Source organism: Pseudomonas sp. S60, from assembly GCF_016647865.1.
Lineage (GTDB): Bacteria > Pseudomonadota > Gammaproteobacteria > Pseudomonadales > Pseudomonadaceae > Aquipseudomonas > Aquipseudomonas parafulva.
Genome location: NZ_JACVVH010000024.1, coordinates 46,783 through 67,825, shown reverse-complemented (window position 1 = coordinate 67,825; position 21,043 = coordinate 46,783). Strand labels below are relative to the sequence as shown.

The window sequence follows — 21,043 nt, the reverse complement described above, 5'->3', positions numbered from 1 at the left end:
CCGCCCCTCAGAGTCCGAACGCCAGTTTGGCAATGATGTTTTTCTGCACTTCCCGGGCGCCGCCGTAGATCGTCGCGGCGCGCTGGAAGAAGTACATGTTGCTGCGCCCGGGCACGTAGGCCGGCCACAGGTCGTCCCATTCGCTGGACACGTGCTCGTGGCCGAGGCGCCCTGGCCCATGGTCGAAGAAGCGCAGCGCCCGCGGTCCGAGGGCATCGACCTGCAGCTCGGTGACGCGCTGCTGCAGCTCCGAGCCGCGGACCTTGAGGGTCGAGACGACCGCATCGAGGTTGTCGCGGAAGCTTTCCTGGGCGAGGACACGCAGCACCGACCATTCGAGGGCGAGGATGTCGGTCTCGATCTCGCCGACGCGCCGGGCGAAGGCCGGGGTTTCCAGGAGCGGCACGCCATCGACGGTCTCGTGGCGGGCAATCGCCTTGGCCTTCTCCAGTTCACGCTTGTTGAAGTAAATGAACGCGCTGGAAGTGCGCTCCTTCTCCAGCAGGTACTTGGCGTAGGTCCAGCCCATGCCGGGTTCGCCCACCAGGTTTTCCTTGGGTACCCGGACGTTTTCCAGGAACACTTCGGCCAGGCCGTCGCCGCCGTCGATGGAGACGATCGGACGCACGGTGATGCCCGGGGTCTTCATGTCGATGAGCAGGAAGGAAATGCCGCGCTGCGGCTTGACGGTCGCGTCGGTGCGCACCAGGAAGAAGCCCCAGTCGGCGATCTTCGCGTCACTGGTCCAGATCTTCTGCCCGTTGACGATGTAGTGGGTCCCCGCCTCGTCGAGTTCGGCGCGGGTCTTGAGGCTGGCCAGGTCGGACCCGGAGTTGGGCTCGGAGAAGCCCTGGCACCAGAACACGTCGCCGGCCAGCAACGGCGGCAGGAAGGTTTCCTGCTGCCACTGGTTGCCGAAGGCGATCACCACCGGCGCCATCATGTGGGTGCCTTGCCAGCCGTAGTCCAGGCCGTCGGCGTTGACCAGCTCTTCCAGGAAGATGTGCTTGCGGATCGCCGACCAGCCGGTCCCGCCGAACTCCTGGGGCCAGTGCGGTGCGCCCCAGCCACGCGCATGCAGGGTCTTCTGCCAGGTACGCAACACATCTCGGGGCACCGGGTGGGCGCCCTCGAAGCCGTAGTGGGCAACCTCGCGGCTGACGCTTTCCTGGAAGAACTGCCGGACTTCCTGGCGGAACGCCTCGTCTTCAGGACTGAACTCAAAATGCATGGTGGTAGCTCCTCATCTCGCCTCGAGGGGACCGCTGCACGAGCGGCCCCCGATCATTGACTTCAAAACCCGGATTCAAGCGACCCGTTCGCGCTCGCGCAGCGCCACCTTGTTGATCTTGCCGGTGGCCATGCGTGGCAGCTCACCGACGAACTCGATCACCTTCGGGCACTTGTAGCTGGCCAGCACCGACTTGCAGTGGACGATCAGGTCGGCCTCGCCCAGGCTGGTGCCGGGCACCAGCACCACCACCGCCTTGACCGACTCGCCCCATTTCGGATCGGCGATGCCGATGACCGCCGATTCCTTCACCTGCGGGTGCAGTTCCAGGGCGACCTCCACTTCGCGGCTGTAGATGTTCTCGCCGCCGGAAATGATCATGTCCTTCTTGCGATCGACCAGGTACAGGTAGCCCTCGGCGTCGCGATAGCCCATGTCGCCGGTGTGGTACCAGCCGTCGCGCAGGGCCTCCATGGTGGCCACCGAATTGTTCCAGTAGCCGCTGAGCTGGGTTTCGGACCGCAGGACCACCTCACCCGGCGCCCCCTCGGGGCACTCGTTGCCGTGGTCGTCGAGCACCCGCAGCTCGATGCCCGGGCACGGCACGCCGACCGACTCCAGGCGGTGGACCTGCTGCGGGCTGCCGAACGGATTGACCTCGTGCCGCGGCAGCACGCAGGCGTTGCTTTCGGTCATGCCGTACTGCACCGAGAAGATCGGGCCCAGCACGTCGAAGGCGCGCCTGAGCAGCGGCGCGGGAATCGGCGCCGCCGCCGTCACCACGTGCGCAAGGCTGTCCAGGCAGTAATCGCTGATATCGGGAACATCCAGCACCGCCTGGAGCATGGCGGCGACCATGAAGGTGAAGGTGACCTTCTCGTCCTGCACGGCCTGCAGGGTGGTGCGCGGATCGAAGCCCTGGTGGATGACGGTCGAGCCGCCGACCCAGGCCGCCGAGTTGACGAAGCCGATGCCACCGATGTGGAACGCCGGGGTGGTTTGCAGCACCCGCGTGGCCCCGCTGAAGTCACTCATCAGGGCGCAACTGTCGGCGGTGCGGCACATGGCGCGATGGGTACGTACCACGCCCTTGGGCTGGCCGGTGGTGCCGCTGGTGTACATCAGGTAGGCAAAGTCATCGGGCTGCGCGCGCATCGGCGGGCCGGACGGATCGCCGTCGGCCATGGCCTGCTCGAAGGGCACGGCCCAGTCCGGCGCCGGGCCGATGCACAGGTAGTGCTCGATGGTCGGCAACTCGGCGCGCAATTGCGCCACCACCGCGGTGTATTGCGCCTCGAACACCAAGGTCTTGGGCGCGGCGTCCTGCAGGATGTACAGCACTTCCCGCGGCGCCAGGCGGAAGTTCACCGTGGCGGCGATGAAGCCGGCCCACTCGCAGGCGCGGTAGGTCTCGTAGTACTCGACGCAGTTCATCGCCAGGATCGCGACCCGGTCCTGGCGACGCAGGCCCTGCTGGTAGAAGCTTGCCGCCAGCCGGCGCGCACGCTCGGCCAGCTCGGCGTTGCTCACCCGCCGGCTGACGGAGGTGAAGGCATTGCCCGCAGGGAAAAAACGAGCATTGCGCTCGATCATTTCACCGAGTGTATTCATTGCTGTTCCGTTACAGGTGTCGGTGTTGGGAAGGTCGGGTCCTGCTCCAGGGGGGCGACCTCGGCCAGCAACTGCGCCAGCCGGGCGGTGAAGCGCGCCGCGTCGGCACCGTTGATGACCCGGTGGTCGTAGCTCAGCGACAGCGGCAGCACCTGGCGCCACTCGACCTGGTCGTCGGTGCCCCGGCGCGGCTTCTCCTGGCTGCGGGTCACCCCGAGGATGGCCACTTCCGGCGCGTTGACGATGGGCGTGAAGCCGGTGCCGCCGAAGGCGCCCAGGGAGCTGATGGTGAAGCAGCCACCGGACATCTCGGCCATGCCCAGGCCTTTGTCACGAGCTTTCTCACTGATGGCCTGAAGCTCTGCCGCCAGTTGCGCAACGCTCTTGCGATCGCAATCGCGAATCACCGGGACCAGCAGGCCGAAGCGGGTGTCGACCGCCACGCCGATATGGAAGTACTTCTTCAGCACCAGTTGCTTGCCACTGCCGTCGAGCGAGGCGTTGAACTGGGGAAACGCCTTCAGCGCCTCCACCACCGCCTTGATCAGGTAGGGCAGCAGGGTCAGCTTGACCGGCTCGCCCGCCGCGTTGCGCGCCTTGCGCTGCTGCTCGAGCGCGGTGATATCGGCGTCATCGTGATGGGTGACATGGGGGATCATCAGCCAGTTGCGCGACATGTACCGCGCGGTGAGCGTCTGCACCCGCGACAGCGGACGCGCCTCCACTTCGCCGAACTCGCTGAAGTCCACCTGCGGCCAGGCTGGCAGGTCACTGCCGAAGGCCGCCGGTGCGTCGCGGCCGGTACTCGCTGAAACATCGGCGCTCATGGTCGTTCCTCTGTGGCGAAGGCTTAGATGATCTCGGCCAGCAAGGCGCCGACCTCGTAGGTTTCGCCCGCCGGGGCGACGATTTTCAGCGTGCCGCTGGCCGGGGCCTCGATCTCCTGGACCGACTTGTCGCTTTCCAGGGCGTAGAGCACCTCCCCTTCCTTGACCGTTGCGCCATCGGCCACCAGCCATTCGGCCAGGGTGCCTTCATTCATCGAGAAGCCCAGCTTGGGCAGCAGTACTTGAGTGCTCATCAGGTGTTCCTTGAACGGTGTTAACGGTTAAGGGTGGCGCGCACGGCGCTTTCGATCTGCTCGACACCCGGGACATGGGCGTCTTCCAGCGGCTTGGAGAACGGCACCGGCGCGTAGTTGGCACCGACCCGCTGCACCGGCGCCTTGAGCTGGCCATACAGGGATTCGTAGATCAGCGAGGCGATCTCGGCGCCGACGCCGAAAGGCTTCACCGCTTCGTGGACGATCACCGCGCGGCCGGTCCTGCCCACGGAGGCGAGGATGCAGTCGGTGTCCAGCGGCGAAATGGTGCGCAGGTCGATGAGTTCCACCGAGATGCCTTCCGCCGCCAGCTTCTCCGCCACCGCCGCGCATTCCTGCATGCGCCGGCTGTAGCTGATCAGGGTCACGTCGCTGCCCTCGCGGACCACCTTGGCCTTGCCCAGGGGGATCTTCACCCCGCGCTCCGGTGGCGCGCCCGGGTTCCAGTAGGTCGGCATGTTCTCGATGAACAGCACCGGGTCATCGTCCTCGATGGCCGACAGCATCAGGCCGTAGGCATCGGCTGGCGTGGACGGCGCCACCACCTTGATCCCGGCGGTGTGGGCGAACCAGGCCTCGAGGTAGTCGGCGTGCTGGCCGCCGGTGCCGAAACCGGCGCCGGTCATGGTGCGGATCACCATCGGCACGTGGGTCTGGCCGCCGGACATGAAGCGCAGCTTGGCGGCGTGGTTGATGATCATGTCCATCGCCACGGTGGTGAAGTTCATCAGCATGATCTCGGCGACCGGGCGCATGCCGACGATGGCGGCGCCGATCGCCGCGCCGATGATCGCCTGCTCGGAGATCGGCGTGGAACGCACCCGCGAGTCGCCGTAGGTATAGGACAGCCCGCGGGTCACCCCGACGATGCCGCCCTCTTCCTTGTCGCCGACGTCCTCGCCGAGGACGATGACGTTCGGGTCGGCGGCCATGGCGTCGTCGAGCGCCAGGTTGATCGCCTGGATGGTGTTGAACTTGGCTGGCTGGTTCATGCGGTCACCTCGTCCTTGAAGATGTCGCGCTTGAGCTCGGCGAGATCCGGATAGGGGCTGTTCAATGTGAATTCCACGGCTTCGTCGATCTCGCCGGCGATCAGGGCTTCCATGTCGGCCAGCTCGGTCTCGCTGGCATGCCCGGTGGCGATCAGCCAGGATCGGAACAGCGGCACCGGGTCCTTGGCCATCCAGGCGTCCTTCTCGCCCTTGTCCATGTAGGCGTCGGCATCGCCGAACACGTGGCCATGGAAGCGGAAGGTCTTGGCCTCGATCAGGGTCGGTCCCTGGCCGGCGCGGGCACGTTCGACGGCCTCGCGGGCGGCGTGGTACATGGCCACCGGGTCGTTGCCGTCGACGGTGACGCCGGGCATGGAATAGGCCACGGCGCGCTGGGCGATATTGGCCACCGAGGTGCCGTAGGCGTACTTGGTGTGCTCGGCGTAGCCATTGTTCTGGCAGACGAAGATCACCGGCAGCTTCCATACCGAAGCCATGTTCAGGGCCTCGTGGAAGGCCCCGATGTTGCTTGCGCCGTCACCGAAATAGGCCACGGCGACGCGCTTCTCGCCGCGAATCTGCGCGGCCAGGGCCAGGCCGTTGGCGATCGGCATGGAACTGCCGACGATGCCGGTGGTGACCATGACGCCGGTGGCCGGGTGGGTCACGTGCATCGGTCCACCCTTGCCCTTGCACGTGCCGGTCACCCGGCCACCGAACTCGGCCCAAAGGTCCTTGAGCGGGATACCCTTGGCAATCATGTCGTGCACCCCTCGATAGATGGTGCAGATGTAGTCTTCAGCGGTCAGGCAGGCCGACACGGCCGAAGGGATCACCTCCTGGCCACGGGGCGAGTAGTACGGCATGACCAGCTTCCCGGACTTGAGTACCGCGCGGAAACGCTCGTCGTTCTGCTTGATCCGGGTCATGCGCTGGTAGATGCCTACCAGGACGTCGCGGTCTGGAATTGCGGCTGTCATCGTGTTGTTCTCTCCGTCTGAACCAAAACGCCGGGCTGGCGTGCCCTACCAGATGTTGTCGTGCCCGGCCGAATGCTGGGCGGCGATGTAAGCGAAGATGAAGGACGCGGCGATGCTGGTGCCGGCGCCCGGGTAGCAGCGGCCGGTCACCCCCGCCGTGGCATTGCCGGTGGCATAGAGGCCGGCAATGCAGCTGCCGTCCTCGCGCAGGACCCGGGCGTACTGGTCGGTCACCAGGCCGCCAGCGGTCCCGACATCGCCGGGGTACATGCGCACGGCGTAGAACGGGCCCTGCTCGATGCTGCCCAGGTTCGGGTTGGGGGTGACCGACGGATCGCCATGGCAGCGGTCGAAGGCCCGCGAGCCGCGGCCAAAATCGGCGTCGACGCCCTTGGCGCAGAAGCCGTTGAAGCGCTGCACCGTGTCGAGCAGGCCGGCCGTGTCGATGGCGCATTTGCGCGCCAGCGCCTCCAGCGAATCCGCCTTGACCATGTAGCCGCTGTCGAGCCACTGCTTCGGCACCTGGCCGGGCATGGCCGTGCCCCAGGGGTAGAACTTGCGCTGCCGGCTGTCCATCACCACCCAGCTCGGCACGGCCTTGCCGGTTTCGGCCTGGCGCTTGTACATGCGCTGGCCGATTTCCATGTAGGAGCCGGCTTCGTCGCAGAATCGCCGGCCGTCCTGGTCGACCATGATCGAGTACGGCAGCGACAGGTCCAGGTGGTGCATGAACGGCAGCGGCTCGCCCTTGGCGGTGCGCGCACCCTCGGGCAGGCTTTCGTCGGGGCCCAGGGAGGTGACCACCCACCAGGCTTCGTCCATGCAGTCCACCGCGGCGCCCAGTTGCATGGCGGCCTCGATGACTTCGCCGGTATCACCAGGGTTGGCGTTGGTCCACTGCGCCGAGGACGGCTGCGGCTGAAAGCGCTTGCGCATGTCGGCGTTGCGCGAAAAACCGCCGGTGTTGATCAGCACGCCGTCCTTGGCCTGGACACGGACCTGGCGCCCTTCGCGCAGGGCGACCACGCCGGTCACCCGGCCATTTTCGACGATCAGCTCCTGGACCGGTGTCGAGGTCCAGATCGGCAAGCCTTCACGCAGGGCGATCTGCAGCATGCGGCCCTGGATCGCTGCGCCACCGCCGAGGATTTCCTTGCCGGTGAGTTTCTGCCGGACCATGCGCAGGCCCAGTTGCAGCGCCTTGAGCTTGCCGGCCCAGGTGCGCTTCATCAGGAACAGCGTAGGAAACTCGTTGGAGTTGGCCGGGATCGCCGCGCCCTGGTAGCGCGACAGGCGCCCTGCCCAGTCGCCCAGTTCGCGGATATCGAACAGCTTGGCCACCAGCGAGCGACCCCGTGGCTGGCCACCGGGACGGTCATCGTAGTAGTCGGCCCAGCCGTCGGCGTACTCGAAGGCCATGCCCGCGCGCTCGAGGAAATCCACCATCAGCGGGCCGGTGCGCAGAAAGGCCTCGCGCCGTTCCGGGCTGGTGGACGGCCCTTCGTAGGTCACGGTGCTGGCCAGGTACTGCTGTGCTTTCTCATAGGAGTCGGCGACGCCATGGCGTTTCATCACCGGGTTGTTCGGCACCCACCAGACCCCGCCGGAATAGCCGGTGGAGCCGCCGACCTTGTCGAGCTTCTCGATGATCAGGGCGCGCTTGCCCAGCTCCTTGGCCTTGAGTGCCGCACACATGGAGCCCCCGCCGCTGCCGACGATGAGCAGGTCGACGCTTTCGTCCCATTGGCTCATCACTTGGACTCCGCGGCGAAGAGGTACTCGCTCAGCTCACGATGGAAGTTGGAGATCGCCGACTCCTGCAGCGGGCTGGTCCTGGAACCGGTGAAGCCACGGGACTTCATGCCCTGCTGGACCTGGCCCATGTTGTTGAAGTCCTGGCTGAGGATCAGGCCGAAGTTCTCCACGGTGTTGTTTTTCCAGTCATCCACGCCGTGGTAGAACTCGCGCTTGAGCTTGGGCTCCTGGCCCGGGGCGTAGCGCTTGAGCGACCAGATGTCGTAGATGCACGAGTCCGGGTTGTCGCCGTCGGGACGGGCGCGGTAGAACAGCGCGCCATCCGGATACAGCAGGAACACCAGGTTCGGGAACACGTGCCAGTCGGTGCCGGCACGGCCCATCTGCTCCGGCGAGATGTTCGGCCAGCCAGCGCCTTCGGCGATGGCCGCCTCGGCCTGGAACTGCATGGCCTTGCCCAGCACCAGCATCTGGTCCTGGGTCGGCTCGACCTCGGTCAGCAGACGCTTGGTGGCTTCGTGGTCGCGGTCGGTGAAGATGGCTTTGAGCTGGTCTTCCATGAGCTGGTAGAACTTCACCAGGCCAGGACGGATGTCTTCGGGAATCGGCTTGCCGGTGCGCGGCGATGGCGTGCCCGGCAGGCGGGTGGCGGTCGAGTAGTCGAACATGCCGTGCTTGCCGAAGGCGAAGCTGCGGGTGACGTCGTCGCCCTGGGTATCGAGGATCTGCGGGTGGGTGGCAGCGACGTGGTAGCCCTCGTTGAAGGCCTCCAGCGCAACCTTCCAGTTGCATGGCAGGCGCACCGACTTGTACCAGCGGTAGCGCATCTTCTCGAATTCGTAGCAGTCGGTGATTTCCGGCACCGGATCCAGGTACTTGGCCAGCGGCTCGGCAGCGGGGTCCATGTTGATGAAGACGAAGCCGCCCCAGGTGTCGACCAGCACTTCCTTGAGCGCCAGCTCTTCGTGGGTCATGTTCGGGCAGCCGGCCCAATCATCTTCGTCGAGGATGCGCAGCAGGCTGCCATCAAGGTTCCATTGCCAGCCGTGGTAATTGCAGTGGAACTTGGTGGCGTGGCCGCAACCGCTGGTGAGGCGCCGTCCGCGGTGCTGGCAGACGTTGTAGTAGGCCTTGATCCGGTCACCGGTCAGGCGGGTGACGATGATCGACTCGTCGATCACGTCGAAGGTCACGTAGTCACCGACGTTGGGGATCTCTTCGAGACGGCAGGCGACTTGCCACACCTTCGGCCACATCCGCTCCTTTTCGAGTTGCACATAGTCCTTTGAGATGTAACCGTCGCGGGGGACGAAATCCGGCCGTACCGCCTGTGGTGCCGATTCTCGAGCAGTCATCTGGAACCTCCTGCATCGGCAGCCCACGGGGTCTGCCTGGCTTCTTATTGTTGTTGAAGGGCGGCGAACCGCCCTGCGATATTCTGAACGACGTTCAAGACTATAAACGCGGCTCGACATGACTGTCAACGCGCTTGCAAGTGCTTTGGCGCCGCGGGAAAAGCCTTTTTCAAATGCCTGGAAATCAGTCGCCGTAGCGCTGGCGCAGGGCGATCTTGTTGACCTTGCCACTGGCCAGGCGCGGCAGTTCATCGACGAACTCGACGCTGCTCGGGCGCTTGTAGCGGGCGATGCGGGTGGTGGAAAACTCGCTCAGCTCGTCGGCGCCCACGCTTGCCCCCGCCTTGAGCACCACCACCGCCTTGACCGTCTCGCCCCACTTCTCGTGCGGCACGCCGATCACCGCCACGTCCTGGACGCCCGGGTGGTGCATGAGGGCCTGCTCGACTTCCTGGCAATAGATGTTCTCGCCCCCGGAAATGATCATGTCCTTCTTGCGATCGACCAGGAACAGGAAGCCCTGGTCGTCGCGCCAGGCCATGTCGCCGGTGCGCAGCCAGCCGTCGCGCAGGGCCTCGATGGTCGCCACGCTGTTGTTCCAGTAGTAGGCGAGGTTGGCCGGCGAGCGTATCCAGATCTCCCCGGGCGTGCCGTCGGCGCAGTCCTCGCCCTGCTCGTCGACGATGCGGATATCGCAGAAGGTCATCGGCTGGCCGATGGAGCCCAGGCGCCGCACTTCGTCCTCGCTGCCCTGCAGCTTGTGTAGGTGCTTGGGCAGCACGGTGCCGGTGGTTTCGGTCATGCCCCAGGAGTTGACGAAGATCTGCCCGAGCAGCTGCACGCCCCGCTGCAGGACCGCCACCGGCATGGGCGCGGCAGCGTAGAGGATGGTCTCCAGGCTCGACAGGTCGTAGCGGCCGATGTCCGGCACGTCCAGCACCTGCTGGAGGATGGTCGGCGCCATGTGCACCGTGACGATGCGCTCGCGCTCGATGGTGCTCAGCACCTCGTGGGGATCGAACTTGCGGTGCAGCACCACGCAGCCGGCATGCCAGAACTCCGAGAGCATCATCGACAGCCCGCCGGCATGGAACATCGGCATCATCACCAGCACGCGGCCGTTGGTGCGCATGTCCATGGTCGCCGACTGGTTCTGCGCCAGCGCCAGGTCGCCCTTCTGCGTGCGCGCCGCGCCCTTGGGTCGGCCGGTGGTGCCGCTGGTATAGATCAGGTGCACGACATCGTCGGGCTGCGCCTGCATCGGCGCACCGGCCGGATCGCCGGCGGCCAGCAGGGCGTCGTAGGGTTCGGCCCAGTCGGGGCACTCGCCGATGCACAGGTAGTGCTCGATCGACGGCAGGCTGTCGCGCAGGGCCGCGATGGTGTCGCTGTATTGCGCTTCGAAGACCAGGGCGCGCGGTGCGCTGTCCTGAAGGATAAAGGCGATCTCGGCGCCGGCCAGGCGGAAATTCACCGTCGCGCAGATGAAGCCGGACACCTGGCAGGCGGCGTAGACGTCGAAGTATTCGTTGCAGTTCATCGCCAGGATCGCCACCCGGTCCTGATGGCGCATGCCGCGCTGGTGCAGGGCCGACGACAGGCGCCGGGCGCGCTCCAGCAACTGCCGGTAGGTGATGCGCACTTCATCGAAGACCACGGCCTGCTGGTCCGGGAACAGACGGGCGTTGCGCTCCAGCAACTCGCCAAGGGTTTTCATGCCACGGATTCTCCTGGTGATCAGAGGGCGTCGTTCAAACGACGGGAACAGGCAGGCACAGCACTTCGGACACACCGCCATCGACCATCAGCGAATGGCCGTTGACATAGCTGCTGGCATCGGATGCCAGGAACACGGCGGCGCCTTGCAGCTCCTCGGGGTTACCCCAGCGGCCCACGGAAATATGGCTACGCACGGTCTCCCAGAGCGCCGGGTTGGCACTCACCGGCTCGGCCATGTCGGTGTGGAAATAGCCCGGGCAGATGGCATTGCAGCGAATGCCACGGGGGCCGAGTTCGCCGGCCAGCGACTTGGTCAGGCCGACCACGCCGTGCTTGCTGGCCACATAGGCCTGCAGCTTCTCGCGGCCGACCCGGGCGACGTAGGAAGCGACGTTGATGATCGCCCCACTGCCCTGGGCAAGCATGGGCCGGGCGGCTTCGCGGGCCAGCAGGTAGTGGGCGGTCAGGTTGATGTCGAGGGTCCGGCGCCAATCGTCCAGGCTGGAATCGAGCAAGGGCTGCCAGAGGCAGATGCCGGCATTGTTAAGCAGCACGTCCAGCCGCCCGTGGCGCTGGACGATCGCCGGCACCGCCGCGACCACCGCCGCCTCGTCGGCCAGGTCGAAGGCCTGGATATCGGCCTGCCCGCCCTGCTGGCGAATGGCTTCGGCCACCTCCAGCAAACGCTCGCGGTCACGCGCCGCCAGCACCACCAGCGCCCCGGCTGCCGCCAGGCCCATCGCCATGGCCCGCCCCAGGCCGCGGGATGCCCCGGTGACCAGCGCGACCTTGCCCTGCAGGGAGAACAACTGCATAAGCCAAACACCTTCTCTTTATTATTGTGGTGCGTCGAATGTGCGGATGCGGGGTGCGTCGGCGTGCGGCGCACCCCGTGGCGTCTCAGCCGAGGTTGCCGCTGATCTGCGGCACCGCCTCGAACAGATCCGCCACCAGGCCGTAGTCGGCGACCTGGAAGATCGGCGCCTCCGGGTCCTTGTTGATCGCGACGATGACCTTGGAATCCTTCATCCCCGCCAGGTGCTGGATCGCCCCGGAGATACCCACCGCGATGTACAGTTCCGGCGCGACGATCTTGCCGGTCTGCCCCACCTGGTAATCGTTGGGCATGAACCCGGCGTCCACCGCCGCCCGCGACGCACCCACCGCACCGCCCAGCTGGTCGGCCAGGGTTTCGAGCAGGGCGAAGTTGCCGCCATTGCCCATGCCACGCCCGCCCGAGACCACCACCCGGGCGGCCGCCAGCTCGGGGCGCGAAGACAGCGTCACTTCCTGGCCAACGAAACGCACCCGGGCATCGCCCTGCACCGCCTCGATGGCTTCGACGCTGGCATTGCCGCCGTCGGGCGCGGGGTCGAAGCCGGTGGTGCGTACGGTCACCACCTTGACCGGATCGGGGCTCTGCACGGTCGCCAGGGCGTTACCGGCATAGATCGGCCGCACGAAGGTATCGGGCGTTTCCACCGCCAGCACGTCGGACACCTGGGCCGCGTCGAGCAGCGCGGCGACGCGCGGCATGAAGCCCTTGCCGGTGGCGCTGGCCGCGGCGACCAGGTGGGTGTACTGGCCGGCGAGCGCCAGGACCTGGGCCGCCAGGTTTTCCGCCGAGGCATGGGCATGGACGGCCGCGTCGGCCAGCAGCACCTTGCTCACCCCCTGCAGCCGGGCGCCCTGCTCCGCCACGGCGGCGCAGCCCTGCCCTGCCACCAGCAGGTGGACCTCCTGCGCCATCTCCCGGCCCGCGGTCACGGCGTGACGGGTCGCGACTTTCAGGGTTGCATTGTCGTGTTCGGCAATTACCAGTACGGCCATCTCAGATCACCTTCGCTTCATTACGCAGTTTGTCCACCAGGGTCGCCACGTCGGCGACGATCACACCACCGCCACGCTTGGGCGGCTCGACCACCTTGAGGGTCTTCAGGCGCGGCGCCAGGTCCACGCCCAGCTCGGCAGCAGTGAGAGTCTCCAGGGGCTTTTTCTTGGCTTTCATGATGTTGGGCAACGACGCATAGCGCGGCGTGTTCAGGCGCAGGTCGGTGGTGACGATGGCTGGCAGTGCCAGGTCGAGGGTTTCCAGCCCGCCATCGATCTCCCGCGTGACCTGCGCACGCCCTGCGGCGATTTCCACCCGCGAGGCGAAGGTCGCCTGGGGCCAGTCGAGCAAGGCGGCGGTCATTTGTCCGGTCTGGCAGGCATCGTCGTCGATTGCCTGCTTGCCGAGGATCAGCAGGTCGGGTTGTTCGCGCTTGCACAGCGCGGTGAGGGCCTTGGCCACGGCCAGGGGCTGTACTTCGGCGTCGTCCTGCAGCAGGATGGCGCGATCGCCGCCCAGTGCCAGTGCCGTGCGCAGGACTTCCTGGGCAGCCGCCGGTCCGATGGAAACCACCACGACCTCGCTGGCGATCCCGGCTTCCTTGAGGCGTACGGCTTCCTCGACGGCGATCTCGTCGAAAGGATTCATCGACATTTTCAGGTTGGTCAGATCGATGCCGGAACCGTCCGGCCTGACTCGCGGCTTGGCGTTGTAGTCGATGACCCGTTTGACAGCGACGAGAACTTTCATTGCAGCTCCACGATTATCTGAATGACGTTCACTATTCTGAACCTCGTTCAAATTAATTGTCAACGTGCGCGATGCACGCCTGATCCGCCCTTTCCCTTCTTGACCTTCTTATCACCGTGCCGACTACACCATCCGTCGTCGCGTACTGGCATGAACGATGACCGGTGCTATTTATATTTATAAACGCTGTTCAACTCTATTGATGGTGTGTCACTATCCGGCTCAGCGCTCCAGTGGCTCTTCCGGACCACGCATCCGGCCGGGCCGGAGCGCTAACCTTCCAATAACACTGCTCGAAAGCAGGTACCCCATGAAAAGAACGCTCATGCTGTCGCTTTTCGTCGTCACGCTGGTGGCCACCGCCGGTGTCGTCACTGAAGTCCGCCTGGAGGAAAAACGTGCGCAACTGCACGCTTGCCAGGTAAATCCCTACAATTGCTCCCATCCCGCCGTCAGTTTCGCCTCATTGCACTGAGCGCCTGGCATTTGCGCGACGCGTGCAGCAATGCCCGAGCCCCCGCAAGGAGGCCCGGTCATGCTCATTCCGCGAGGATTGCCCGCAGGGCAGCAACAAGCGCCAGGGGCTGGTCGACCATCAGGTGATGATGGCCACCCGGGATGACCACCGGCGGCCGCGCCGTGGGCAACAGGCGCAGGAGCTGGATCATGCGCCCCAGCCGCGCGGGGGTGACCACCGTACTGAGCTCGCCGGTGATCATCCGCAGCGGCACCCGCACCTGGGCCAGCAACGCGGCACCATCGGCTTCGATCTCCGGCGGCGGCAGCGCCGGGTCGAAGCACCAGGCCCAGCCCTCGTCCACCCGCCGGATCGAGGTCTGGGCGATGTGCCGGCGCACCCACTCCAGCGCAGGCTGTTCAGGCATCAGGCGAAAGCGTTGCAACGCCGCTTCGCGGTCCGGATAGACCTTCTCCCCATAGCGTCGCCCCGGTGAGCGTGCATTGACCTCGTCCCCCAGCCGCAACGGGCTGTCGACGATAATTGCCAGGCGCAGCAACTCGGGAATCAGCGTACAGGCTCGCAGCACTCGCGAACCGCCAAAGCTGTGGCCGACCAGCACCGCCGACTTGAGCCCGGCATGCCTGACCACCGCGGCGATGTCGCGGGCATAGAGCAGCGGCGTGTATTCCTTGCGCCAGCCGCTCTGCCCCATTCCACCCAGGTCCAGGGCATACACCCGGTAGTCCGCGGTGAACAAGGGCGCGATGTGGTCCCACCAGTGCGCATGACCACGAAAGCCATGGACGAAGACCAGCCCCGGCTTCTGCCGGTCGTCGGGATTCCAGACCAGGTAGTGGATCGGCACCTTGTCCGAGTCCGCGTAGCAGGAGGCCGGCCGGGCGCGCAGCGCGTCCCGCGCCCAGCCCGGGACATCCTCCGGCACGTCCGTCTCGGGCGGGCTCACATCAAGGCACCGTAGCGCTCGACATGGTGGTCGCTGTCGCCCCAGGACATGTCGATGGCCGTGAGGCGCTTGAAGTACCAGCCCACCGCCAGCTCGTCGGTCATGCCCATGCCGCCGTGCAGTTGCACGGCCTGCTGGCCGATGAAACGCCCGGCCTTGCCTACCAGGGCCTTGGCCGCCGACACCGCGCGGGCGCGGACGGCGGCATCCGGATCGTCCAGGTGAGCGGCGGCGTAGCAGGTGATGGAACGCACCTGCTCGACATAGCCGAGCATCTCCGCGACCCGGTGCTGCAACGCCTGGAAGCTGCCGATGGGCTTGCCGAACTGCTTGCGGGTGCGCAGGTAGTCGACGGTGAGTTCGGTCAGCCGCGCCATGCAGCCGAGCGCTTCGGCGCACAACGCAAAGCAGGCCCGGTCCACCGCCCATTCGAGGTCGGCGAAGGCTTCGTGCCGGGTGCCCAGCAGCGCCTCGGCCGGCAGCCGAACGTCATGCAACTCGACTTCCGCCACCCGTTGCCCGTCCAGCCCCGGGAAACCGCGCACGCTGACGCCCTCGGCCTGGGTGTCGACCAGGAACAGGCTGATGCCCTGGCGATCGCGGGGGTTTCCTGCGGTGCGTGCGGAGACGATCAGCCAGTGCGCCGAGTCGCCATGGGCGACGACGCTCTTGCGCCCGTTCAGGCAGAAGCCCGTCCCGCTTGCCTGCGCCTGGCAGGCCACGTCCTGAAGGTCGAAGCGCGCCTGCGGTTCCAGGGCTGCCAGGCCCAGGCGACATTCGCCACTGGCCACCTGGTCCAGCAGCCGCGACTTCAGCGCCGCGTCGCCGAGGCGCTGGAGCAACGGCGCCGCCACCAGCGCGCTGGACAGGTAGGGCTCCAGCACCAGGCCGCGACCAAACGCCTCCATCACCACCAGGGTGGCCTCGGCGCCAGCGCCAAGGCCGCCGTGTTCTTCATTCAGGGCCAGCGCCAGCAGGCCGGTTTCGGCCAGGGCCGCCCAGTTCTGCGCGGACCAGCCCTGCGAGGTGTCCGCCAGCTTGCGACGCGCCTCGAAGTCATACTGTCGCTCGACGAAACGCGCGACCAGATCGGCGAGCATCTGCTGCTCGTCGTTGAGAGAGAAGTCCATCGCATCGATCTCCACGGCTGCGCCAGGATGGCGCAGCGATTAAAGGCCAAGCACCTGCTTGGCGATGATGTTCTTTTGCACTTCGTTGGCGCCGCCGTAGATGGAGATCTTGCGCCAGTCCAGGTAGTGCGGGGCCAGGGCGTTGAGCAGTTCGCCGTTGGCGCTGTCGACACCGGCGTCGCCGTCCAGCGCGCCCGCCGCGAACGGCACCGCGTAGGGGCCGGCGCATTCCATGATCAGTTCGGTCAGGCGCTGCTGGATCTCCGAGCCGCGGATCTTCAGCAGCGAAGCCTCGAAGCCGCTGCCCTGGCCCTTGCCTTCCTGGTCGATCAGGCGCAGCAGCGACCACTCGTGGGCCAGCAGTTCCATCTCGACACTGACCACCTTGTCGCGAAAGCGCACGTCATCGAGCAACGGCCGGCCCTGCTTCAGGCTGCTGGCGGCAATCTCCTTGAGCCGGCGCATGAAGCGCTTGCAGTTGCCCAGCCCGGCGATGTTGGTGCGTTCGTGGCCGAGCAGGTACTTGGCGATCGACCAGCCCTTGTGCTCCTCGCCCACCAGGTTTTCCCGCGGTACCCAGACGTTGTCGAAGAACACCTCGTTGACGTCATGGCCGCCGTCGAGGGTCTTGATCGGGCGGACCTGGATGCCGGGCGTCGCCATGTCGATCAGCAGGAAGGAAATGCCTTCCTGCTGCCGGCCGTCGCTGTGGGTGCGGACCAGGCAGAAGATCCAGTTCGCCCATTGGGCGAACGAGGTCCAGATCTTCTGCCCGTTGACCCGGTAACCATCGCCATCCCGGTCGGCCCGGCAGCGCAAGGCTGACAGGTCGGAGCCGGCGCCGGGCTCTGAGTAGCCCTGGCACCACCAGTCGCTCATCTCGAGGATGCGCGGCAGGAAGCGCGCCTGCTGCTCGGCGCTGCCGAATTTCTGCAGCACCGGGGCGACCATCGACAGGCCGAACGGCATCTGCCGCGGCGCCCCGGCGGTGAAGCATTCCTCGTCGAAGATATTGCGCTGCGCCGAGGTCCAGCCGGTGCCGCCGAACGCCGTCGGCCAGCCGGGTGCGCCCCAACCGCGCTGGAACAGGATGCGCTGCCAGCGCACGTAGTCTTCCCGACCCAGGTGGCGGAAGCCCAGCACCCGTTCGCGAATGTCCGCCGGCAGGTGCTGCGCGACGAAATCGCGGACCTCCTGGCGGAAGGCCTTTTCTTCGCTACTGACGCGAAAATCCATCGGCTGCTCCTCAGGCGAGTTCGACCACACCGTTGTTGAGAACCGTCACGTCCCGGGCGTCGACCCGGGCCCGCAGGTGAATGCGCCCTTCTTCGCCGCTCCAGAACTGGAAGCGCAGCGTCTCCCCCGGGAACACCGGCGAGGTGAAGCGCGCCGCCAGGCGCTTGAGCCGGCTGGCGTCGCCATCGGCGCAGCGGCAGACCGCGGCGAAGGCGGCCATGCCATAGGTGGCCAGGCCGTGCAGGATCGGCTGCGGGAAGCCCGCCCGACTGGCGACCTCGGGGTCGGCGTGCAACGGGTTGCTGTCGCCGGAAAGGCGGTAGATCAGCGCGGCCTGGGGCGGCGAGAACAGTTCGTACTCGAAGTCCGGGGCACGCTCCGGCACCGCCGGCAGGCTTTGCGGCGGCGCGTCGCTGACGCCCGCTTCGGCGCTGTAGCCACCGTCACCGCGCAGGAACGAGACCTGCCGGGTCTGGGCGATGCGCTCGCCGGTCTCGACGTTGATGATGTCGCGCAGCAGTTCGACGATGGCGCCCTTGCCGGCGCCCTTGTCGCAGATGCGGTTGACCCGGGTCTGGCTGCGCACCGTGGCCTCGGCCGGCATCGGCCGGAACCACTCCGTGTCCTGTTCGCCATGGACCAGCTTGAGGTAGTCGACCCCGGTGTCCGGGTTGGTCATCCACGGTTTCGGCCAGGCGATCGCGGCGGCCAGGGTCGGGACGGCCTGCAGGTCCTTCTCGAAGGTGAAGCGCAGGTGCGCGGGGTCCATGGGATCACCGCCCACACCCAGGCCCAGGGCATAGAGGATGCTGTCGCGCTTGCTGTAGGACTGGGTGACCTCTTCGATGGGCCAGTGTTTGACGCGTTCGTAATTCAACATGCCGGGTTCACTCGCTGTCGTGGCGTAGGGTCGGCCTGCCGGCGCACCGGCCGGCAGGCGGGGGAATGCGGCTCAGACCGGTTCCCAGCTGTACACGTCGTGGGTCTGGTGCAGCGGCAGGAAGCTGGCACGCAACGCCGGGATAGCGTGTTCGGCGACTTCGGTGGGGGTCCAGCCGTTATCACGGTGCACCGAGCGGATGACCCGCGGCTGGTTGACCAGCATGATTTCGTTGGAGCGCACGTAGAAGATCTGCCCGGACACGTCCTTGGCCTGGTCCGACGCCAGGAACACCGCCAGCGGTGCCTGCTTGGACGGGTGCATCATCCGTTCCATGCGCTCGGCCTGAAGTTTCTTCTCCGGGGTGTCGGTCGGTACCGCACCGATCATGCGGCTCCAGGCCGCCGGGGAAATGCAGTTGGAGCGCACGCCGAACGCCGCCATGTCCAGGGCGATGGCCTTGGACATGCCGACGATGCCGAGCTTGGCCGCGGCATAGTTGACCTGGCCGACGTTGCCCACCAGGCCGGTGTTGGAGGTCATGTGGATGTACGAACCCGAGCCTTGGGCGCGGAAATGCGGAGCGGCCGCGCGGGCCATGAAGAACGAGCCGTTGAGGTGCACGTTCAGCACCGCCAGCCACTCCTGCTCGTCCATCTTGTGGAACATGCGGTCGCGCAGGATGCCGGCGTTGTTCACCACGCTGTCGATGCGGCCAAAGGTATCCAGGGCCGTCTGCACGATGCGGTGGGCCGAGTCCCAGCCGGCCACGCTGTCGGTGCTGGCCACGGCTTCACCGCCGGCTGCCTTGATCTCGTCGACCACGCGCTGCGCAGGGCCGGCATCCTGGCCATCGCCGTGGACCGAAGAGCCCAGGTCGTTGACCACCACCCGCGCGCCTTCGGCGGCCATCGCCAGCGCGATCGCACGGCCGATGCCGTTACCGGCGCCGGTGACCACCACTACCTTGCCTTCAACCATTGCACTCATCTTGCTTTCCTCTTGTTATCGGTGGACGAGCGGCCCTGGGCGCGCTCGGCGTCCAGTTCTCAGATGTCGTCGTCGGGGAATTGCGCCGGGCGCTTTTCCATGAAGCTGGCGATGCCTTCCTTGTAGTCGGGCCCCTGGTTGGCGATGGGCATGTCCAGCCCGGCGCTCATCACCGCTTCGTGGCAGGTCTGGAACGGCACCTCCCAGAGTTGCTGCTTCATGATCCGCATCGAGCGCGGCGAGCAGTTCTGTGCCAGGTCGCGGGCATAGGCATAGGTCTGCTCGACCAGTTGCTCGGCAGGAATGGCGCGGTTGACCAGGCCCATGCGCTGGGCCTCGATACCCTTGATCTTGCGCGCCGAGAGCAACAGGTCGAGGGCGTTGGCCTGGCCGACATGGTGTTCCAGGATCCAGGCCATGCCGTATTCGGCGGTCAACCCGCGGCGGGCGAAGGCCGTGGTGATGGTGGCGTCTTCCGCAGCGAAGCGGATGTCGCAGAACAGCGCGTGGATCAGCCCGATGCCCACGGTCGCGCCGTTGAGCATGGCGATCACCGGCTTGGGGATCGCCGGGTAGTAGGAGCAGCGGGTCTGCCAGTCGGGCCGCTTGCGCATGTCGAACGGGCGCGGCAGCTTGGTCATCAGCTGGTTCGGGTCGCCGCCGAAGCTGTTGATGTCTCCGCCGGCGCAGAACGCCTTGCCGGCACCGGTGAAGACGATCACCCGCACGCCCTTGTCGGCGCCGGCGACCTGCATGGCGTGGTACACCTCGGTGGCCACCTGGTCGTTCCAGCTGTTGAGCTGGTCGGGCCGGTTGATGGTGATGGTGGCGATACGGTCTTCCACCTGATAGAGAATGCTCTCGTAGTTCATCCCGTTACCTCGCTCAGAACGACCGCGGCAGGCCGAGGATGTGCTCGGCCACGTAGGACAGGATCAGGTTGGTGGAGATCGGCGCCACCTGGTACAGGCGGGTTTCACGGAACTTGCGCTCGACGTCGTATTCGCAGGCGAAACCGAAGCCGCCGTGGGTCTGCAGGCAGGCGTTGGCGGCCTTCCACGAGGCGGTGGCGGCCAGGTGCTTGGCCATGTTGGCCTCGGCCCCGCAGGCCTGGTGCGCGTCGAACAGTTCGCAGGCGCGATAGCGCATCAGGTCCGCGGCGCGCAGGTCGATATAGGACTCGGCGATCGGGAACTGGATGCCCTGGTTCTTGCCGATCGGCCGGTCGAACACCACGCGGTCGTTGGCGTAGCGCGAGGCGCGGTCGACGAACCAGTAGCCGTCGCCGATGCATTCGGCGGCGATCAGGGTGCGCTCGGCGTTCAGCCCGTCGAGGATGTACTTGAAGCCCTTGCCCTCCTCGCCGATCAGGTTTTCCTCGGGGATCTCCAGGTTGTCGAAGAACAGCTCGTTGGTCTCGTGGTTGACCATGTTGGGGATCGGCCGCACGTCGAGGCCCTTGCCGATGGCGTCGTGCAGGTCGACCAGGAAGCACGAGAGGCCCTCGGACTTCTTCTTCACATCGGCCAGCGGCGTGGTGCGCGCCAGCAGGATCATCATGTCCGAATGCTGGACCCGCGAGATCCATACCTTCTGGCCGTTGACCACGTAGCGGTCGCCCTTCTTCACCGCGTTGGTCTTGAGCTTGGTGGTGTCGGTGCCGGTGGTGGGCTCGGTCACCGCCATGGACTGCAGGCGCAGCTCGCCGCTGGCGATCTTCGGCAGGTACTTGCGCTTCTGCTCCGCGGAACCGTTACGCAGCAGGGTGTTCATGTTGTACATCTGCCCATGGCAGAAACCGGAGTTGCCGCCGTTGCGGTTGATCTCCTCCATGATCACCGAGGCTTCGGCCAGGCCCAGGCCGGACCCGCCATATTCCTCGGGGATCAGCGCAGCCATCCAGCCCGCCTTGGTCAGCGCATCGACGAAGGCCTCGGGGTAGACCCGCGCATGGTCGATCTTGCGCCAGTACTCATCGGGGTACTCGGCGCACAGGTCGCGCAGGGAGTCGCGCAGTTCGCGGTACGGATCATTGGCGTCATGCTTCATACGGGCTC

At 66.3% G+C, this 21,043-nt stretch carries 20 protein-coding genes; 1 reads left to right on the top strand and 19 read right to left on the bottom strand.

Going from position 1 to position 21,043, the window contains the following annotated elements; translation table 11 throughout:
- Positions 1-7 precede the first annotated feature (7 nt).
- The 12 genes from IAE33_RS14025 to IAE33_RS13970 form a co-directional block, all read right to left on the bottom strand.
- A complete protein-coding gene (locus IAE33_RS14025; RefSeq protein WP_064301350.1) occupies positions 8-1,231 on the bottom strand; it encodes an acyl-CoA dehydrogenase family protein in 1,224 nt (407 codons plus the stop codon).
- Between the two features lie 75 nt (positions 1,232-1,306).
- Positions 1,307-2,842 (bottom strand): class I adenylate-forming enzyme family protein, encoded by a 1,536-nt coding sequence (locus tag IAE33_RS14020; protein WP_201163933.1) that lies wholly within the window; start codon positions 2,840-2,842, stop codon positions 1,307-1,309.
- Positions 2,839-3,669, bottom strand: a complete 831-nt coding sequence (locus tag IAE33_RS14015) for a 2-oxo acid dehydrogenase subunit E2 (protein WP_201163932.1) — start codon at positions 3,667-3,669, stop codon at positions 2,839-2,841. The genes IAE33_RS14020 and IAE33_RS14015 overlap by 4 nt, the downstream gene beginning before the upstream one ends.
- A gap of 23 nt (positions 3,670-3,692) precedes the next feature.
- Complete coding sequence (locus IAE33_RS14010) at positions 3,693-3,923, bottom strand: biotin/lipoyl-containing protein (RefSeq protein WP_064301353.1); 231 nt, start codon at positions 3,921-3,923, stop codon at positions 3,693-3,695.
- Between the two features lie 20 nt (positions 3,924-3,943).
- Entirely contained in the window at positions 3,944-4,936 is a 993-nt protein-coding gene (locus IAE33_RS14005; RefSeq protein WP_201163931.1) for an alpha-ketoacid dehydrogenase subunit beta, read from the bottom strand.
- Positions 4,933-5,916: a thiamine pyrophosphate-dependent dehydrogenase E1 component subunit alpha gene (locus IAE33_RS14000; RefSeq protein WP_201163930.1), complete on the bottom strand. Its 984-nt coding sequence runs from the start codon at positions 5,914-5,916 to the stop codon at positions 4,933-4,935. The genes IAE33_RS14005 and IAE33_RS14000 overlap by 4 nt, the downstream gene beginning before the upstream one ends.
- Positions 5,917-5,961: 45 nt before the next feature.
- Entirely contained in the window at positions 5,962-7,668 is a 1,707-nt protein-coding gene (locus tag IAE33_RS13995; protein WP_201163929.1) for an FAD-binding protein, read from the bottom strand.
- Positions 7,668-9,026 carry an aromatic ring-hydroxylating oxygenase subunit alpha gene (locus tag IAE33_RS13990; RefSeq protein ID WP_201163928.1) on the bottom strand — a complete coding sequence of 453 codons (1,359 nt, stop codon included), beginning with the start codon at positions 9,024-9,026 and terminating at the stop codon, positions 7,668-7,670. The genes IAE33_RS13995 and IAE33_RS13990 overlap by 1 nt, the downstream gene beginning before the upstream one ends.
- Positions 9,027-9,210: 184 nt before the next feature.
- Positions 9,211-10,743: a class I adenylate-forming enzyme family protein gene (locus tag IAE33_RS13985; RefSeq protein WP_201163927.1), complete on the bottom strand. Its 1,533-nt coding sequence runs from the start codon at positions 10,741-10,743 to the stop codon at positions 9,211-9,213.
- 34 nt (positions 10,744-10,777) lie between these two features.
- The gene (locus IAE33_RS13980; RefSeq protein WP_201163926.1) at positions 10,778-11,560 is read right to left on the bottom strand and encodes a glucose 1-dehydrogenase; all 783 of its coding nucleotides are present in this window, start codon (positions 11,558-11,560) and stop codon (positions 10,778-10,780) included.
- An 85-nt stretch (positions 11,561-11,645) separates the two neighbouring features.
- A complete protein-coding gene (locus tag IAE33_RS13975; protein WP_201163925.1) occupies positions 11,646-12,575 on the bottom strand; it encodes an electron transfer flavoprotein subunit alpha/FixB family protein in 930 nt (309 codons plus the stop codon).
- Position 12,576: 1 nt separating this feature from the next.
- On the bottom strand, positions 12,577-13,326 hold the full coding sequence (locus IAE33_RS13970) for an electron transfer flavoprotein subunit beta/FixA family protein (RefSeq protein WP_201163924.1): 750 nt from the start codon (positions 13,324-13,326) through the stop codon (positions 12,577-12,579).
- 310 nt (positions 13,327-13,636) lie between these two features.
- Here IAE33_RS13970 and IAE33_RS13965 point away from each other — a divergent pair, with 310 nt between their 5' ends.
- On the top strand, positions 13,637-13,801 hold the full coding sequence (locus IAE33_RS13965) for a hypothetical protein (protein WP_201163923.1): 165 nt from the start codon (positions 13,637-13,639) through the stop codon (positions 13,799-13,801).
- Positions 13,802-13,865: 64 nt separating this feature from the next.
- Here the strand turns inward: IAE33_RS13965 and IAE33_RS13960 are convergent, their stop codons facing one another.
- The 7 genes from IAE33_RS13960 to IAE33_RS13930 form a co-directional block, all read right to left on the bottom strand.
- Positions 13,866-14,750, bottom strand: a complete 885-nt coding sequence (locus tag IAE33_RS13960; RefSeq protein WP_201163922.1) for an alpha/beta fold hydrolase — start codon at positions 14,748-14,750, stop codon at positions 13,866-13,868.
- Positions 14,747-15,880 (bottom strand): acyl-CoA dehydrogenase family protein, encoded by a 1,134-nt coding sequence (locus IAE33_RS13955; RefSeq protein ID WP_201163921.1) that lies wholly within the window; start codon positions 15,878-15,880, stop codon positions 14,747-14,749. The genes IAE33_RS13960 and IAE33_RS13955 overlap by 4 nt, the downstream gene beginning before the upstream one ends.
- Before the next feature lie 39 nt (positions 15,881-15,919).
- Positions 15,920-17,116: an acyl-CoA dehydrogenase family protein gene (locus tag IAE33_RS13950; protein WP_201163920.1), complete on the bottom strand. Its 1,197-nt coding sequence runs from the start codon at positions 17,114-17,116 to the stop codon at positions 15,920-15,922.
- Between the two features lie 10 nt (positions 17,117-17,126).
- Entirely contained in the window at positions 17,127-17,996 is an 870-nt protein-coding gene (locus tag IAE33_RS13945) for a MaoC/PaaZ C-terminal domain-containing protein (protein ID WP_201163919.1), read from the bottom strand.
- A 72-nt stretch (positions 17,997-18,068) separates the two neighbouring features.
- Positions 18,069-18,986 carry an SDR family NAD(P)-dependent oxidoreductase gene (locus tag IAE33_RS13940; protein WP_201163918.1) on the bottom strand — a complete coding sequence of 306 codons (918 nt, stop codon included), beginning with the start codon at positions 18,984-18,986 and terminating at the stop codon, positions 18,069-18,071.
- A 59-nt stretch (positions 18,987-19,045) separates the two neighbouring features.
- Positions 19,046-19,858 (bottom strand): enoyl-CoA hydratase, encoded by an 813-nt coding sequence (locus tag IAE33_RS13935; protein ID WP_201163917.1) that lies wholly within the window; start codon positions 19,856-19,858, stop codon positions 19,046-19,048.
- A gap of 13 nt (positions 19,859-19,871) precedes the next feature.
- Positions 19,872-21,035, bottom strand: a complete 1,164-nt coding sequence (locus IAE33_RS13930) for an acyl-CoA dehydrogenase family protein (protein ID WP_064301366.1) — start codon at positions 21,033-21,035, stop codon at positions 19,872-19,874.
- Between the last annotated feature and the right edge of the window lie 8 nt (positions 21,036-21,043).